This is a genomic window from Oribacterium sp. oral taxon 108 str. F0425, assembly GCF_000214455.1.
Classification (GTDB): Bacteria; Bacillota; Clostridia; order Lachnospirales; family Lachnospiraceae; genus Oribacterium; species Oribacterium asaccharolyticum.
The window spans coordinates 1,889,643-1,907,273 of sequence record NZ_AFIH01000001.1 but is presented as its reverse complement, the minus strand read 5'-3'; the positions used below and the strand labels follow the sequence as shown (position 1 = coordinate 1,907,273).

Here is a 17,631-nt window from a genome sequence, read left to right as displayed (position 1 = left end):
GGAAAGAGTGGAAAGGAGTCGTTATGGTACTGGAAAGAATCAACGGGCCGGAGGATTTAAAGGGCTTAACGAAGGAAGAAAGAGATACACTGGCACGGGAAATGCGGGAAAATCTCATTCAGCGTGCCAGTTTACACATGGGGCACGTAGGACCGGATCTCGGTTTTGTGGAGGCGACCATTGCCTTACACACGGTATTTGATGCCCCGAATGATCATTTGATTTTCGATGTTTCACACCAGACCTATCCGCATAAGATGCTCACCGGCAGAAGAGAGGCCTATATGGATCCCGAGCATTATGATGATGTAGGTCCCTATACCGATCCGAAGGAAAGTCCCTATGACCTTTACTCCATCGGGCATACTTCGACTTCCGTTGACCTTGCCATCGGTATGGCGAAAGCAAGAGATATTCTGGGGGGAAAAGAGCATGTAATAGGCATCATCGGAGACGGGTCTCTTTCCGGCGGCATGGCACTCGAAGGCTTGAATGTTGCGGGAGAAATGGAAAGTCCCCTCATCCTTGTTTTAAATGATAATGATCAGTCCATTGCGGAGAACCACGGCGGCATGTATAAGAAGCTCAGGGAGCTTCGGGAGACAAAAGGCGAAGCAAAGGACAATATCTTTCGCGGTATGGGTCTGGAATATCTCTATGAGGGAAACGGCAATGATGTAGAAAGTCTCGTGCAGATTTTCGAAAAGGCGAAGAGTTACAAACGACCCGTGCTGGTGCACATTTTCACCAGAAAAGGGATGGGCCTTCCCTATGCGGAAGAGCATAAGGAGGAGTGGCACTGGCATATGCCGTTCTACAGAGAGACGGGAAAGACCAGAGAGGAATGGGAATTTGGCGAGGACTTGAGTGACAGGACTGCGGACTTTCTGCTTCGGAAAATGAAGAAGGATCCGTCTATTCTCGTTATTACCGCCGGCGTACCGGGAGGCATGGGCTTCACCGCGGAAAAGCGAAAGGAAGCGGGAGAGCGTTTCATCGATACCGGGATTGCCGAGCAGAGCGGTGTGACTCTGGCCTGCGGCGCGGCGAAACGCGGAGCAAAGGCGCTGTTCTTCACCTCCGCCACCTTCCTGCAGAGAGCCTATGATCAGATTTCCCATGACGCGGGAATCAATTCTCTCCCGATTACAATCGTGGTGAACAGCGCCTCCCTCTATGGGATGAGCGATAAGACGCACCTTGGACTGTATCTGGCCTCGATGGCGAACTCTATTCCGAATCTTTTTGTTCTGGCACCGGCTTTTAAAGAGGAATACTTTGCCATGTTGGACTACAGCCTGGAGCAGAGGGAAAGGCCGATGCTGATTTTGGCTCCGTCCGACGTGGTGGAAGATGAACTTCCGGTAGAAAAAGACTTTGGAAAGCCCGTTTTCCGGACGGTAAAGGCAGGGAAAGAAGTGGCAATCTTCGCTCCCGGTTCGCTCTACGGAGAAGGGAAGGCTGCAGTAGAACTTTTGCAGGAAAAATACGGAATCTCGGCAACACTGATCGAGCCGACTATTCTTTCTCATCTCGATAAAGAGTGCCTTCAGAACTTAAAGAAAGAGCATAAGCTTGTTGTAGTGCTGGAGGACGGGATCTTAGACGGCGGTTTGGGTGAAAAAATTGCCCGTTACTACGGTATGGATGAGATGAAGGTGCTGTGCTTGGGACTTCAGAAGGCATTCTATGACGAATATGACGTTACGGAACTTCTGAAAGAGCATAAAATGGACAGAGAAAGCATCGCGGAAGCTGTGGTGAAGGGATTACAGTAAGTGCAGAAGTAAAGAAAACCACCAGCAATTATTTGAACAAGTGATTTACTTTTAATCAGCAATTTTATTTACAATGAATTTCAATTGCTATAAAATTAAGAAGAAAGGAGGTGTTCTGTATGGCTCAAATCAGTTTGCGAGTGGATGATGATGTTAAGCGAGATGCAGAAAGGACTTTAGAAGATATTGGGCTAAATATGTCTACTGCCATTAATATTTTTCTAAAAACAGTTGTCCGTGAGAATCGAATTCCATTTGCTTTATCTGCAGATACTTTCTACGAAGAAAGTAATATCCGATATTTAGAAAAAAAGTATAAAGAATTCAAGAGTGGAAATCTGAAGTTTGAAAGTCACGATTTAATTGAGGAATAAGTATGCGTACTATGCTATTGCAATGGGACAGAGATGCATGGAGTGACTATCTTTATTGGCAGTCAGAAGATAAGAGAATTCTGAGAAAAGTTAATCAGTTATTGCAGGACATCTTGAGAAGCCCTTTTGAGGGAATTGGAAAGCCTGAAGCATTAAAAGGAAATCTGACTGGAATGTGGAGCAGACGAATCGATGGAGCAAATCGAGTTGTATATTCGGTGAATGGAAATATTATATACATTCTTGCCTGCAGAGGTCATTATAAACGATAGTACTACGTTTTAAATGGAGAAAACTGTAAAGAAAGATATTTAAAGCGGGAAAGTTTATGTTGACTAAGTTGATGGATGAGTAAGAGTTTTTTGGAGAATCGTTTTAAAAGAAAACAGAGGTATAGAGGATTATGAAATCACTTGATGGCATAAAGCCTTTTGAAAAGAAAGTCTGGTTGAGTTCCCCTACGATGCATGGGGAAGAACTAACGTTTATGCAGGAAGCCTTTGAAAGCAACTGGATGTCTACTGTTGGGAAAAATATCAATGAAGTAGAACGGATAGTAGCTGAAGAGGTGGATTGTCAATATGCCGTTGCACTTTCTGCCGGAACGGCCGCGCTGCATCTTGCGACGAAGCTTGCCGGAGAGAAACTTTACGGCCAGGCAAAACCCAACGAAGGAACCCTGAAAGGGAAGAGGGTCTTCTGCTCAGACTTGACTTTCGATGCTTCTGTGAATCCGGTGGCGTATGAAGATGGAGAGGCTGTTTTCATTGATACGGAACAGGATACCTGGAATATGGATCCCGTTGCTTTAGAGAAAGCTTTTTCCCTTTATCCGGATGTGAAATTAATCGTGCTTGCCCATCTCTATGGCACACCGGGACATATTGAGGAAATCCGTGACATTGCAAGAAAACATGCTGCGCTTATCGTAGAAGATGCGGCGGAGTCTTTTGGGGCAAGATATAAAGGAAAGGAAACGGGCACTTTTGGCGATTACAATGCAATCAGTTTCAATGGAAATAAAATCATCACCGGTTCTTCCGGAGGGATGTTCCTGACTGATTCCAAAGAAGATGCCGATAAGGTAAGAAAATGGAGTACCCAGTCCAGAGAAGATGCACCTTGGTATCAGCATGAAGAAATCGGCTACAATTACCGTATGTCTAACGTTATAGCCGGAGTAGTGCGTGGACAGCTTCCCTACTTAAGGAAACATATTGCGGAGAAGAAAGCAATTTATGAGAGATACGAAGAGGGATTAAAAGATTTACCGTTAAGGATGAACCCCTATGATGGAGAGAACAGCGAACCGAACTTTTGGCTCAGCTGTATCTTGATTGATGAGGAAGCCATGTCTCCGCTAGTTCGAGGAGAGCAGAACTTCTTATATCAGTCGGTGGAAGGAAAGAGTAATCCGCAGGAAATTATGGAGATGCTCGCGAAAGTCAATGCGGAAAGCCGCCCTATCTGGAAACCGATGCATCTGCAGCCCATTTATCGGATGAATGCGTTCGTAACAAGAAATGGAAATGGTCGGGGACAAAGCAATGCCTATATCGATGAGGGAAAGGCACAGGATGTAGGTGCGGATATCTTCCAAAGAGGACTCTGCCTTCCCTCCGACAATAAGATGACGGAAGAAGAGCAGGAGAGAATTATGGAAGTCATAAAAAGGGCATTTTCCTAAAGTACTTTCTAAAAATACACAAGGGATAGGATGAAGAACAGAGGTAAAAAATGAAAATTTTAGTCAGACTTAGTAAGCTGATTTTATGTGTATCGATATTTGCGGCCGCTATCAGCCTTATCCTTGAAGCCCTTGAGAGAAAAAAAACCAAGAGGCAAAAGAGACAGGGGATTTATGAGAGATATTTAAAACGACCTTTTGACTGTTTTTTTGCAAGCTTCTCTTTACTCCTTTTTTCACCACTTATGTTGTTTCTTTCCCTTCTGGTTCGCGCGTTTTTGGGTGCGCCGGTTTTGTTTACACAAGACAGACCGGGAAGAGACGGAAAAATTTTTAAGTTGTATAAGTTCAGGACAATGACCGACAAAAGGGATAAGGAAGGAAACTTACTTGCGGATGCGGAGCGCCTAACCCCTTTTGGAAAAATGCTCCGCTCCAGCTCTCTGGATGAATTACCGGAGCTATTGAATATTATCAGGGGGGAGATGTCTTTCATCGGACCGAGACCTCTTTTGGTAAAGTATTTACCACTCTACAATGAGGTGCAGGCAAGAAGGCATGATGTACGACCGGGACTTACGGGATTAGCTCAGTCCAGAGGAAGAAATTCTCTAAGCTGGGAAGAGAAATTTAAGTTGGATGTAGAGTATGTGAATCATATTACATTCTTAGGGGATTTAAAAATTATCGTTGATACTATACGGAGTGTTTTGAATTCGGAGGGAATATCTGCCGATGGAGATGTAACAATGCCGTTTTTTACAGGAAACGAGTAAAAGTAGAAGGAAAAATTATGAAGGAGATAAGGATATTATTTACTGGAGTGGGTAGGCGTGTAGAACTGGTGCAAGCTTTTAGGCAAGCTGCGTTATGCCTTAATATTCCTTTGAAAATTTTCGGTGCAGATATGACGGGAACGGCTCCTTCTTTGGCTTATTGTGATTTTTCACGAAAAGTTTGCGGGATGAAAGATAAAAATTATATTCCGGAGCTTCTTAGAATTTGTGAAGAAGATAAGATAGATCTGCTTATACCTACTATAGATACGGATTTACTTGTTCTATCAGAAAATAGCAGTCTTTTTAAGGATACTAAAGTCATGATATCCAATCCGGATATGATACGAATCTGTAGAGATAAAAATAAGACATCCCAATTCTTTATGGACTGTGGATTAAAGGCCCCGATTCCGATTAATGACTGGAAAAAATACAAAGGAGGATATCCTGCTTTTATAAAGCCAAAAGATGGTAGTAGCTCTATTAATGCATTTAAGATTAAGGATGAGGAAGATTTAAAAATACATGCTGCACAGATAGAAGATTATATTGTGCAACCATATATCGATGGAACAGAATATACAATTGATATTTTTTGTGATTGGAATGGAGAGCCAATAAGTATTGTACCGAGAATAAGGATGTCTGTGCGTGCTGGGGAAGTACTCAAAACGCAAATTGCACCTAACAAGGAGATGCACGAAGAAATGAAAAGGCTTTGCAAGTGCTTTAAGCCTTGCGGGCCAATTACTGTGCAATTAATAAAGGAAATAAGAAGCGGCGACAACTATTATATTGAGATAAATCCCCGTTTTGGAGGGGGGGCTCCTTTAAGTATGATGGCCGGTGCGAATAGTGCTATTTTTATTCTTCAGCTATTATCCAGTGAAACACCGAAGTTTGAGCCGGATGATCTTGCTGATGGTGCTGTTTTTAGTAGATTTGACCAAAGTGTTTGTACAAATATAGAAGCCTACAATGGTAAATTAAAGGGAGTTGTTTTTGATTTAGATGACACCCTATATAGTGAAAAAGAATATGTTCGTAGCGGTTTTAAAGCAGTGGCAGAATACTTGAATCAAGATGACGCATTTTCTCAACTTTGGAACTATTTTTTGTGCGGAAATCAAGCAATTGATGAGTATTTGTTAAGTATAGGAAAAATAGAGTTAAAAGAGAAGTGCCTTAAGCTTTACAGAGAACATTTTCCAACTATAAAAATATATGAAGATATGTATGAAAGACTTCAAAATTATAGGAAGCAAGGCTTAAAGATAGGGATTATAACGGATGGTCGGTCGGAGGGGCAAAGAAATAAAATTTCAGCCTTACATTTGGAAGAGTTGGTAGATGATATTATAATAACGGATGAATTAGGAGGGGAACAGTTTAGAAAACCTTGCGATATTGCTTTTCGCATTCTTATGACAAAGTGGAGGATACAAGGATCAGAAATGCTTTACATTGGTGATAATATGGCGAAAGACTTTCAAGCTTGTAAACAGCTTGGGATTCGATATGAGTGGATAAATAATCAAGATGGTCTTTATCGGAAGGCAAGGTGAATAAAATACTCATCTTGGCCGATTCGGATGTAGACTTATATTTATTCGGAAGAGAACTTATCGATGATTTGTGGATGACTTTTCATGTTGGTAGATAATATTTAATAGGGAAGTATGTGGTTATTTACTGAAACTAAGAACAAAAGATAATCAAGGATATAAAGAAACAAAGTATTTCTCTCAGTAAATTAAGAGGTAATTAATGCGAATATTATTTTTAACAATAGGTGCGGTATATAATTTTAATCATAGTGGTGTCTATACCGATTTATTAAAGAAGTTTGTACAGGAAGGCCATAAAGTATATGTGGTAGGTGCATTGGAAAAGCGAAATGCTCAGGCTACTGAACTTGGAATTGAGCAAGGAATAAATGTATTAAGAGTCAGAGTGGGAAATATTACAAAAACCAATGTGTTTGAGAAAGGGCTTTCAACACTGACGTTAGGATATCTTTATAAAAAGGCGATAGATAAGTATTGGAACGAATTATCCTTTGACTTAATTTTATATACTACCCCTCCTATTACTATAGCAAGTTTGGTTTCAGAATTAAAAAAGAAGTACAATGCTTTTACCTATTTGCTACTAAAAGACATATTTCCGCAAAATGCTATTGACATAGGTATTTTGTCTCCTACAGGATGGAAAGGGATTGTATATAGATACTTTAAACATATTGAGAAACAGCTATACCGTATATCGGATAAAATAGGCTGTATGTCAAAAGCCAACATGGATTTTATTTTAAAAAATAATGGAGATATAGTAAAGGATAAACTAGAGCTTTGCCCTAATACCATAGATATTGTGAATGATTCCGATATTCATAAAGACGATGCAATTTTAGAGAAATATAAAATTCCAAAAGATAAATACTTACTTTTGTACGGTGGAAACTTTGGAAAGCCGCAGAATGTAGATTACATTGTTGATGCAATTGATAGCTGCTCTGATATAGAAGGCGTACATTTTATATTATGCGGATCGGGAACCGAGTTTTCCAAAATAGACTTATACATTAAAAATGCCAATCCTAAGCATGTGACGGTAATAGATTGTTTATTACCTTATGAAGAGTATTCTTGCTTGGTGGCTTCTTGTGATGTTGGAATGTTATTTTTAGATTACAGATTTACCATTCCTAACTTTCCTTCTCGTTTACTGGATTACATGAATTATGGTCTCCCTGTTATTGCGGCTACAGATGTAAATACGGATGTAGGTAAAGTAATTATGGAAGAAAATTTTGGATGGTGGATAGAAAGTAAGAATCCTCAAGAATTTAGAAATCTTATTTCATCTATCTTTGTAGGAAATCAAATAGAGAAGGAATTAAGATTAAAGTCAATGAATGCAAGAAGTTGTGTAAGAAATTGTTTTGAAACAAGTCGAGCATATAATACTATCATGCAAGCATATCATAATAGGTAAACAAGAGAGAACTGACTTTTGCTGTAAATGAGCGAAGATAAATCCATTTCAATAATATGCTTGGCTATCATAGGGAATTGACCTGAATGTAGGAATTAAAGACAATGAAAAATGTACTGATAATTAGTAATAGAGTTCTGAGTGAAACAGATAATAATGGAAAAACTTTATTAAATTTAATTAGAAAAATTCCTTCGAAAATGGTATCGCAGTTGTATTTTTATGGAAGCTTACCTGAAGTAGAAGGATATAATTATTTTCAGATTTCGAATAAAGATATTATTAGTGGAAAAATAAATCATAAGCTGCGAGGCAGACAGGTTTTTCCGATTAAGGGAGAGATACAGGATAACAATAGAACCTTAACGGAGAAATATTCTGTCAAAAGGACCGCCTTTAAGCTGCTGGTTAGGGACTTACTATGGAAAAATTCTTGGATTTCCGAACAACTTATTAGTTGGTTGGATAATATTAAGCCTGAGTATATTTTCTTTATGGCAGGCGATGCTGTATATGCATATGAAATATGCTTATGGATTAAGGAAAAGTATCAATGTAAATTATTTAGCTATGTTACAGATGATTATATTTTAAAAAGGTCACAAGAGTCTTTTTGGGAAAAAAACATAGATTAATGGTGTTGAGAGCCTTAAAAGAATGTGCTAATTCCTCTGCAGTATTTTTTACGATTTGTGAGAGAATGAGAAAAGAATATAAAAGAGTGCTGGGTGTTGACAGTGAGATTTTATTTAATCGTTGTAGTTCTCTTTATGATAAGAAATTATCACTTTGTTCAGATGAAAATGATAAAATTATATTTTTGTATGCCGGAAGTCTTTATTATGGTAGGGAAAAGGCACTTATAGAACTGGCTAAGGCATTGAAAAAAATCAATATTGAAAATGGAGAGAAAGGAAAAGGGGCAGTTTTACATATTTATTTAAATGCTTTACCAAGTGATTCATTTCTACACGAAATTCAAGAATTAGGAACAGCGAAATACTTGGGAAAGTTAGATTTTAAAGAATTAAAAATCAAACTTAATGAATGTAATTATCCTGTTTTTGTTGAGAGCTTTGAAGAGAAACAAATGGAAAAGGTCCAATTATCCTTTTCTACTAAGATTCCTGAATATTTATCTTTAGAAAAAACCATACTGGCCATTGGGCCTGATCATATTGGCTCAATGGATTGTCTTAGAAATGTAGCTGTCTGTATTAACAGCATTGAAGAAATATATGCTAAAGTAGAACATCTATTGCATTATCCTGAAGAATTTAGCAATCTGGGTTTAAAGGCGCGGCAAGAATATGAGAAGATAATGGAAATTCCCGGGCTGGAGGAATATATAGTATGCGAATAAAATTCAAAAATTTTGGTATTTTAAATGGAAAAGATTTGTGTCTATATATTTTGGGCTTATTTATTTTGGACTCGATATTTCATATTACAGGCTACTTTTTAGGGGGATCAAAGCTGGGAAGAATAGGGCTTCTCGGGCTTATGCTGATTATATCCTGTACAGGAATTATTAGACAAAAGATCTGTAAATTGAATAGAAATGACATCGCTGTAATCGTGCTGTCAGCCCTTCTATCTGTAGGATTCCTAAGGGCTGTAATTTCAGGACAAGATATAAATTTTGTTAAACCCTATATTCTAAATGGTTTTATTTATCTGCTGTATCTCCCAATAATGTATTATTGTCTGGATTCTGTAAAAAAGTGCGAAATTCTGTTGCAGTATTCTACGATTATGGGATTTGTTATTTCCCTATTTGCAATTAGTTTAGTAATCTCCTTTATCTTGTTCCCACCCTTGCTTTCTACTATTTTAAAATTTCTTTATCGAATGAATATGGTACTGCTCATTTCCGGCTTGGGAAAGGTTGCAAGAGTTATGCTTAAGGGAATAGTATTACAAGTATTGGGGATATTTGGAGGTTTTTATTTTTTTGTTAAAGGAGAAAACAAGCTTTTTTGGCTTGGAGTTTCCTTTATTAATTTTTTGGGAATTGCCATAAGCTATTCAAGAGGAATCATTGGGGGAGTAATACTTGCCCTGGCTTTTTGGATTATTTTGTCCTCAAAATTCAGTGGTATTGAAAAGGGCAAGGCAAAAATATTAAATCTTATCGGATTTATAGTTCTATTATTTGTTCTACTTTATATGTTATGTGGGGAGCATGGACATTTTTTCTCCTACATCATTGAACGCTTTACGGGGACAAGTAATGACGGAACATTAAATAGTGATGTTTTTCGGAAAATGATGAATAAAATGATACATTATAAAATACTTGAAGCTCCATTTTGGGGCGGAGGATTAGGAGAACACATTAATCTTAGAGATGGAGCAATAGAAATGACATACCAAGATATAGTAATTAGAATAGGTTTTGTCGGCTTGTCTTTTTTTCTGTATCCCGTATTAAGTATGCTTGTGAAACTTTTGAGAGAAAATAGTAATATTACATTAAGAGGAGTGATATTTCTTTCGCTAATAGCTATCATGTTTGCTGCATATTTTAACCCGTATCTTATTACTTCTCTTGGCTTATTTGTTTATTGTTTTTGCATTAGAGCTTTTTCTCTACACACAAATAAAGCATAAATATTAATAAAGGCGGTAAAAATATATGAAGGTAAGTATAATTCTAAATTGTAGAAATGGTGCGGAGTATTTAAAAGATACATTGGAGGCGATAAAACAGCAGAGCTTTTCTGATTATGAAATTATTTTTTGGGATAATTGTTCTACGGATAATAGCGCGCAAATTGCTAAAACTTTTGATAAGAGATTGAGATATTTTTGGGGTGAAGAGATGTTGCCCTTGGGGGCGGCCAGAAATAAAGCGATAGCGTGTGCACAGGGAGACTATATAGCATTTGTGGACTGTGATGATCTATGGGATAGAGAAAAGCTAGAAAAACAAGTTAATGAACTTGAAAGAGATTCTTCCGTTGGAATGGTATTTACAAATTTTATTCGTTGGAATATGTTATCCAACAAGAAAGATATTTTTGATAAAAAGGCTGTTTATCGAAAACTTTCTTTCGAGGAACTTGTGGGGAATTACAGCTTTTGCTTAAGTTCTTTCATGATAAGAAGGGAGGCACTCAGGGGATTGGACCATATTTTTAATAATGAATTTAAATATGCAGAAGAATTTGAGCTGTTTTCCAGGATTGCCTATACATGGAGAACTGTCTATCTTTCTGAACCTTTAGTAACATATCGTATTCATAAGAATATGAACACGATACAGCTAAGAGATAGAATCGGTATAGAATATCAGATGGCGCTGGATAATTTAAGAGCTTTAGCCAAGGATTTAGATGAAAAATATCCTGAAGTAGTAAAACGTATAGAATTTGCCAGAGATCTGTCTTTTGTCAAGGATATTATATATAGAGGAGAAAATTTAAAAGTTAGAGAACTAATGAAACCATATTTAAAATATAATATTAGAGCCAGGTGTTTTTATGCAATATCCTTTTTGCCCTCCTCTTTTTCGATTTTAATAACTCGGTGGTTTTATAGGAGTAGAATATGATAGTGGTTATTAATGATACTCTCGGTGCTTATGGGGGTACTCATACATTAACTCTTCGCATTTGTCAGTGGCTTGTGAAAAATGGATATCAGTCAGTTGTTTTCTGTGAGCATGACGGAAATGAAGAAATGAAATATTCTTTAGAGTCAAATAACACTAAAATTTTCTGCTTTGACACAGAAAATAGAAAGAAAGCAGCTGAGATTATCCAAAGCTTGGGTAAAGATCAATTAAAAGTTATAAACTATATGTGGGATAAGTATCTCGATATGGAACGCTTAAAATATGAGAGGAAGCTATCTTTTGATAATATTCTTTACTGTGTGCATTATGGAACATTTATGAAAGGAGTAACATATCCGGGGGTGATAAAAAGAATAGTAAGAAGGCAGTTTCTGGGTGTGTTTCGGAAAATGAATAGGAATTATGCACTTGTGATGATGGATGAAGATACAACAGAAAAAACATCAAATTGGTTTGGAGAGAACTGTTCGCCCAATACTCCGTTCGTTAGGATTCCAATGCTCTGTGATGAACTTGCAGAAAAAGAGAGTGTTATTAGTAAAGGATATCAAGGGAATATTGTTATGTCTGCAGCTCGAGCGGAATTCCCCTATAAGGGATATCAAATAGGTTTGATTAGGGAGTTTGCTAAAATAAAAAAGGCAAAATCGGATGCAAGATTAGTGATGGTTTCGGGTGGAGAGGTAGAGGACATAAAAACAATAAAAGCAGAAATCGAAAAATTACCTGAAGATATCCGGAATGCAGTAGAGTATCATGATTGGATGAACTATGACAGACTGAAAAAGTATATGGAGGAATGTAAGGTCTTTGTAGGAATGGGGACGGCCGTTCTGGAGGCTGCATTAAAGTATAAACCGTCTATCCCCGTTCTGTATAATACTTATGAGGCGTTGGCATCCAATTTACTAAGCGAGCTACCTGAATCTGTTGTTGCAGCGAAGGATTGTAAGGATTTAGCGACCAATCTAATTTTGAAAGTATTTAGTTGGGATGAAACAAAATATAGAGAAGAAGCATATAAATCTTTTGAGGCTGTAAAGAATTGTTACGATATTGATAAAAATTTAAAACTATTGCTTGCTGTAAAACCTAAGAGTCGGAAATCAGTATTAACAATTGCAGAGATAGTCTTCATTTATGCGTTAAGATTTATAGGGCGGATTAAGCATGCAAAAGAAAAAATGTTTGATATTTCTCAAATAAGGAAAGAATGCTAGTTTGTAATGCAGAAAGCAGGGAGTGACAACTATGAAAACTGTAATTCTGGCAGGGGGATTTGGAACAAGGATTTCTGAAGAATCCATACTTAAACCCAAACCAATGATTGAAATAGGGGGAATGCCAATCTTATGGCATATAATGAAATTATATTCTCATTACGGATTCCGTGAATTTGTGATTTGTGCCGGATATAAACAGCATATGATTAAAGAGTGGTTTTCAGATTATTTTCTTCATACCTCAGATATCACCTTTGATTATACAAGCGGGAACAGCGAGATGATTGTGCACAATAAGCATGTGGAGCCTTGGAAGGTTACTATTGTGGATACCGGTTTGCGCACGGAAACTGGTGGCCGAATAAAGTGCATTAGGGAGTATCTTGGTGATGAGGAGTTTATGCTGACATATGGAGACGCAGTAGCTGATGTGAATATTCAAGCATTGCTTGATTTTCATCATTCGCATGGGAAGATTGGAACGATGTCAATGTATAACTTTGGACAAAACAAAGGGGTTGTAGAAGTAGGCGCAGGAGGGGTTATTGAAGCTTTTCGAGAAAAATCAGACATGGATGGAGATCTTATCAATATTGGTTTTATGGTTTTAAAACCTCAGATTTTTGATTTTATTGAAGGGCCGGATACCTCTTTTGAAAAAGAGCCGATGGAAAAGCTGGTTAGGTTAAAGGAGCTGGTAGGATATATACATAATGGCTATTGGCAGTGTATGGATACACTAAGAGAAAAGCAGCAGATTGAAAAGCTATGGGATAGTGGAGCTGCTGCATGGAAATTATGGGAGTAGTTGAACTTGGTATACGACAATGCCAAATTTATTTTTATGAAACATAAAACAATTATAGTGGAGGTAAGATAGATGATTAAGTCTTCAAGGGGATGTTGTGGAGCGGAAGAACTGGCAGAGGTGAAAGAGGCGTTTGAATATGGCTATTTTGGTCTAGCATACAAAACAAGCGAATTTGAAAAAGAAGTAGCTAAGTTTTTGGGAACAGACCGTTATGTTATAACTACAAATACAGGAACCAATGCTTTACATTTGGCATTGGACTCTATTGGAATTGGACCCGGAGATGAGGTAATAATGCCTTCCTTTACCTTTGTGGCCACTGCGCAGGTAGTCGAAATGTGCGGCGCAACACCGGTGTTCTGTGAAGCGGATCCTGTGACATTCCTGATTGATATAGAGGACTGTAAAAAGAGAATTACTGAAAGGACTAAAGCGATTATACCGGTACATTATGCCGGGCGCCCATGCGATATGGATGCTCTTCTTGAAATCAAAGAAGAGTATGGTATTCGAATTGTTGAAGATGCTGCACACGCGTTCGGAACATATTACAAAGGGAAGAAAATAGGATCGTTTGGCGATATTACCTGTTTTAGCTTTGATTCTATTAAGGTTATGACATGTGGAGAAGGAGGAGCCATTGTTACAGATGATACGGCTTTTGATGACCTTGCGCGGAAGAAGAGATTGCTCGGTATAGATAGAAAGAGTATGCATGTAAAAGACTGGAAGAAGCGTTCTTGGGTTTATGATGTTCCAACTTTGGGATATCGTTACCATATGAGTAATATTAATGCAGCTATTGGTCTTGCCCAAATTAGAAAAGTGGATACCTTTATTGAAAGAAGAAGAGAAATCTGTCATATTTACGATGCTGAACTAAGAAATCTCAGCGGGATAGAAATTATGCCGGATGAGTATGATACTATTACTCCGTTTATGTATGTTATCAGAGTGAAAAAAGGCAAGAGAAATGAACTAAAAGATTTTCTGATGGAGCATGATATTGAATCGGGTATCAGCTATATTCCATGCCATCATTTTAGCCTGTTTAAAAGACAAGAAGACCTGCCTGTGACGGATTTAATTTATGAAGAAGTTTTGTGCCTTCCTCTACATTATGAGCTGAGTGACGATGATGTAAGAGAAGTATGCCGATGGGTTAAGGAGTTTTTGGCAAAATAATCATTAATTGAGTTCATTTTTTATATTAAGTATTAGGAGATGGGAATATGGTTGAAAAATTTGAATTTCACGAAACGGCATTAAAGGGGGCATATTTAATTCACCCTTTTTATGCAACGGATGAACGCGGAGGATTTATTAAAGACTATAATATAGATGTGTTTTCAGAGTATGGAATCCAACATGAACTTAAAGAGGTCTTTTACACAATTAGCCATAAGGGCGTTATTCGAGCGCTCCATTTTCAGTTGGGGAAGCAGCAGGCAAAACTGGTGAGATGTGTGAAAGGTAAGATATATGATGTTATAGTGGATTTAAGAAAAGAATCGGATACTTTTGGGAAGTGGGTTGGCTATGAACTAAGTGAAAAAAATAGGAATGCATTATATGTTCCTGAGCACTTCGGTCATGGCTATCTGGTGCTAGAGGAGTCTATTGTAAGCTACAAATGTAATGAAGTGTTTTACGATAAGGGAGATAGCGGGATTATGTATAATGATCCTGAAATTGCTGTTCAATGGCCATTTGAAATAATAGGCGGAATTGAGAATATGATTATCAGTGAGAAGGATTTAAAGCTGATGAGCTTTAAGGAATATAAAAAAATGTAAGGAAAGTTGAAAATATGCGTATTCAAATATTGTTGTTTAATAAAAAGAGCTTGATAAACAATGGCTGAGAAGAAATATAACATTATAAAAGCCGCATCTTGGTATACGATTGGGAATATCTTAATCAAAGGTATTAATTTTTTCATGCTTCCAATTTTTACCAGATTAATGAGTACTCATGAATATGGTGTATATAGTATTTACATTGCGTATTTAACAATTTTTGAGACAATAATACTCTTGGGGCTTTCTTCCACTGTTGCAATAGCAAAATATGCGAAAGAGATTGACTTTGAATCCTATATGTCAACGGTGTTGGCTATTCCCATAACATTAAGCATAATCGTCATGGCCGTAGTCAATATGATAATTCCTTTTTGGGGCGATATTCTATCCATGAATTCCATTTTATGGAACTGTCTATTGATAACATCTATGACAGGAGCAGTGTGTAACATCATAGGGGCCAGATTGGTTATTGATGGCAGATATATGAGATATCTGGGATATTTAGGGATACACACGATTGGAAATGTAGCTTTATCGCTTGCATTTTGTGTGACTATTTATAAAGCGGAAAATGTACACCTTGCTCGGGTATACGGAAGCACCTTATCAGCCATAATAAGCATGTTATACTTACAAGTATCAACAAAAACAGCATTTCACTTTCAGAAAGAGAACATACGATATGCGCTGGCTTGGGGAATACCATTATTTTTTCACACTGTTGCCACAGTTATATTAACTCAATCAGACAGAATATTGATTAGATACTTTGGAGCCTATTCTTCTGCAGGAATATATGCGGTTGCCACAACCATTATAACAATTCCTATGGTATTGCAGCAATCGCTGCAACAGGCATGGATTCCATGGTTCTATGGAAAGCTCGATAAAAAAGCTTACCAAGAAATTCTATGGCTTAATGATAGATATATAGCACTCTTTACATTTATTATTGGCGGATTCATGCTTGTTTCTCCGGATTTGGTTCATATATTTACCGGACAAAATTATTGGCCATGTATATATAGCCTTATTCCGCTGGCGCTTAGCGTTTTTGCAGAACTCATGTATAGCATTCCAATCAGCGTTGAGTATTATAATAAGAATACTGTCTATATCATGACGGCAACACTAATAACGGTTATTCTAAATATTATCTTGGATGTGCTTTTTATACGGCTTTTTGGATATCACGGTGCGGCGTATGCCACAGCACTATCAAAGATAACCTTATTTCTGATGCATTTTAGATTCGCAAAGAAATTGGATCATCATCCCATGTTTCATAGCAGAGTACTCTTGATTTCATTTTTGTTTCTGGCAGGACTCAATTTATTGATTGTTACATCCATAAATATCTTGTGGATTCGCCTTATCCTTCTAATCATACTAATCTTGTTTGGAGGAGGATATCTTATAGGGAACAAAGAAATATTGTTGAAAGAGATAAGGAACAATACAAAACAATAGAAGGAGACAATACTTATGATTATGCCCAACAATCTTAAAAGGCAGTATCTTCAATATGCAGAAGAGTATAAAAGAAAAGCTTGTGAAGTTTTGGATTCCGGTTGGTATATATTAGGTCGGGAAGTATCTGCATTTGAAGAGGAGTGGGCAAAATATGTAGGAGCAAAGTATTGTGTAGGCCTTGCATCGGGATTAGATGCTCTTTGGATTTCTTTTCGATTACTGAATATTGCTGAAGGGGATGAAGTAGTAGTTTGCGCCAATGCTTATATTGCTTGCGTTATGGGAATTACTATGAATGGAGCAACGCCTGTGTTCATAGAACCCGATCAGTATGACAACATTAATGCAGATAAGATTGAAGCAGCTATAACAGAAAAAACTAAAGCTATCCTTGCGGTTCATCTTTATGGACAAGCTTGTGATATGACAAAAATTATGGATATTGCGCATAGAAATAACTTGAAAGTTGTTGAAGATTGTGCTCAGAGCCATGGAAATCATTGGAAGGGTAAAAAGGTAGGGACTTTTGGCAATGTTGGATGCTTTAGTTTCTATCCGAGCAAGGGCTGTGGGGCATTTGGTGATGCAGGATGTATTGTAACGGATAATGAAGAACTTGCCCAAATGTTTCGTGTTTTCAGAAATTATGGCTCGGAGAAGCGCTACCAGAACATGATGGTGGGAAGCAACAGCCGCCTAGATGAAATTCAAGCAGGACTTCTTCGCGTAAAACTTACACATCTGGATGAGGCGAACGAGGAACGCAGTAAGATAGCGGCAAGGTATCAAAAGGAAATTTGTAATCCGATTATTCAGAAACCTAAGATTCGTCCCGGTGCGGATTCAAGCTGGCATCAATACGTCATTCATGTGCCGAGATATCGGGATGCTCTGGTGGACTATCTTAAAGATAGAGGAATAGGCACATTGATTCATTATCCAATTCCGCCGCATTTATCAGAAGCGTATGCTTATCTTGGATATAAAAAGGGGGATTTTCCGATTACTGAACAATATGCTAATGAAGTGCTTAGTCTTCCGATGTATAACGGGATGACGGAAGAGGAGCAAGGATTGGTAATAGAAACAGTAAACAGCTTTAAAGGGTGATACATTGGAACATA

17 protein-coding genes are annotated in these 17,631 nt (G+C 37.7%); all 17 read left to right on the top strand.

Features of this window, described 5'->3' with window-relative positions; translation table 11 throughout:
- Positions 1-23 precede the first annotated feature (23 nt).
- The 17 genes from HMPREF9124_RS08830 to HMPREF9124_RS08750 all read left to right on the top strand — a co-directional run bounded on the left by HMPREF9124_RS08830 (position 24) and on the right by HMPREF9124_RS08750 (position 17,617).
- Positions 24-1,778, top strand: a complete 1,755-nt coding sequence (locus HMPREF9124_RS08830) for a 1-deoxy-D-xylulose-5-phosphate synthase (RefSeq protein ID WP_009427899.1) — start codon at positions 24-26, stop codon at positions 1,776-1,778.
- Positions 1,779-1,897: 119 nt separating this feature from the next.
- A complete protein-coding gene (locus HMPREF9124_RS08825; protein WP_009428543.1) occupies positions 1,898-2,152 on the top strand; it encodes a type II toxin-antitoxin system RelB/DinJ family antitoxin in 255 nt (84 codons plus the stop codon).
- Positions 2,153-2,163: 11 nt separating this feature from the next.
- Complete coding sequence (locus tag HMPREF9124_RS08820) at positions 2,164-2,424, top strand: Txe/YoeB family addiction module toxin (protein ID WP_139090332.1); 261 nt, start codon at positions 2,164-2,166, stop codon at positions 2,422-2,424.
- Between the two features lie 131 nt (positions 2,425-2,555).
- Positions 2,556-3,839: a DegT/DnrJ/EryC1/StrS family aminotransferase gene (locus tag HMPREF9124_RS08815; RefSeq protein ID WP_009429242.1), complete on the top strand. Its 1,284-nt coding sequence runs from the start codon at positions 2,556-2,558 to the stop codon at positions 3,837-3,839.
- Positions 3,840-3,889: 50 nt separating this feature from the next.
- A complete protein-coding gene (locus tag HMPREF9124_RS08810; protein ID WP_009428126.1) occupies positions 3,890-4,615 on the top strand; it encodes a sugar transferase in 726 nt (241 codons plus the stop codon).
- A gap of 17 nt (positions 4,616-4,632) precedes the next feature.
- On the top strand, positions 4,633-6,183 hold the full coding sequence (locus HMPREF9124_RS08805; protein ID WP_009427700.1) for an HAD-IA family hydrolase: 1,551 nt from the start codon (positions 4,633-4,635) through the stop codon (positions 6,181-6,183).
- A gap of 202 nt (positions 6,184-6,385) precedes the next feature.
- Positions 6,386-7,615: a glycosyltransferase family 4 protein gene (locus tag HMPREF9124_RS08800; RefSeq protein ID WP_009428352.1), complete on the top strand. Its 1,230-nt coding sequence runs from the start codon at positions 6,386-6,388 to the stop codon at positions 7,613-7,615.
- A gap of 104 nt (positions 7,616-7,719) precedes the next feature.
- Positions 7,720-8,250, top strand: a complete 531-nt coding sequence (locus HMPREF9124_RS08795) for a hypothetical protein (protein WP_009428392.1) — start codon at positions 7,720-7,722, stop codon at positions 8,248-8,250.
- Positions 8,229-8,978 (top strand): glycosyltransferase family 4 protein, encoded by a 750-nt coding sequence (locus tag HMPREF9124_RS08790; protein WP_139090293.1) that lies wholly within the window; start codon positions 8,229-8,231, stop codon positions 8,976-8,978. The genes HMPREF9124_RS08795 and HMPREF9124_RS08790 overlap by 22 nt, the downstream gene beginning before the upstream one ends.
- Entirely contained in the window at positions 8,969-10,228 is a 1,260-nt protein-coding gene (locus tag HMPREF9124_RS08785; protein ID WP_009427967.1) for an O-antigen ligase family protein, read from the top strand. Before HMPREF9124_RS08790 ends, HMPREF9124_RS08785 begins: the two co-directional genes overlap by 10 nt.
- Before the next feature lie 25 nt (positions 10,229-10,253).
- Positions 10,254-11,171: a glycosyltransferase family 2 protein gene (locus HMPREF9124_RS08780; RefSeq protein WP_009429978.1), complete on the top strand. Its 918-nt coding sequence runs from the start codon at positions 10,254-10,256 to the stop codon at positions 11,169-11,171.
- Positions 11,168-12,415, top strand: a complete 1,248-nt coding sequence (locus HMPREF9124_RS08775; RefSeq protein ID WP_009429339.1) for a glycosyltransferase — start codon at positions 11,168-11,170, stop codon at positions 12,413-12,415. The genes HMPREF9124_RS08780 and HMPREF9124_RS08775 overlap by 4 nt, the downstream gene beginning before the upstream one ends.
- A 31-nt stretch (positions 12,416-12,446) precedes the next feature.
- Positions 12,447-13,226 carry a glucose-1-phosphate cytidylyltransferase gene (gene rfbF, locus HMPREF9124_RS08770; RefSeq protein WP_036597796.1) on the top strand — a complete coding sequence of 260 codons (780 nt, stop codon included), beginning with the start codon at positions 12,447-12,449 and terminating at the stop codon, positions 13,224-13,226.
- 72 nt (positions 13,227-13,298) lie between these two features.
- Positions 13,299-14,414, top strand: a complete 1,116-nt coding sequence (locus HMPREF9124_RS08765; RefSeq protein ID WP_009429494.1) for a DegT/DnrJ/EryC1/StrS family aminotransferase — start codon at positions 13,299-13,301, stop codon at positions 14,412-14,414.
- 47 nt (positions 14,415-14,461) lie between these two features.
- Positions 14,462-15,025: a dTDP-4-dehydrorhamnose 3,5-epimerase gene (gene rfbC, locus HMPREF9124_RS08760; protein ID WP_009429743.1), complete on the top strand. Its 564-nt coding sequence runs from the start codon at positions 14,462-14,464 to the stop codon at positions 15,023-15,025.
- Positions 15,026-15,085: 60 nt separating this feature from the next.
- Entirely contained in the window at positions 15,086-16,504 is a 1,419-nt protein-coding gene (locus tag HMPREF9124_RS08755; protein WP_009428441.1) for a lipopolysaccharide biosynthesis protein, read from the top strand.
- 15 nt (positions 16,505-16,519) lie between these two features.
- Positions 16,520-17,617: a DegT/DnrJ/EryC1/StrS family aminotransferase gene (locus tag HMPREF9124_RS08750; protein WP_009428644.1), complete on the top strand. Its 1,098-nt coding sequence runs from the start codon at positions 16,520-16,522 to the stop codon at positions 17,615-17,617.
- Positions 17,618-17,631 lie beyond the last annotated feature (14 nt).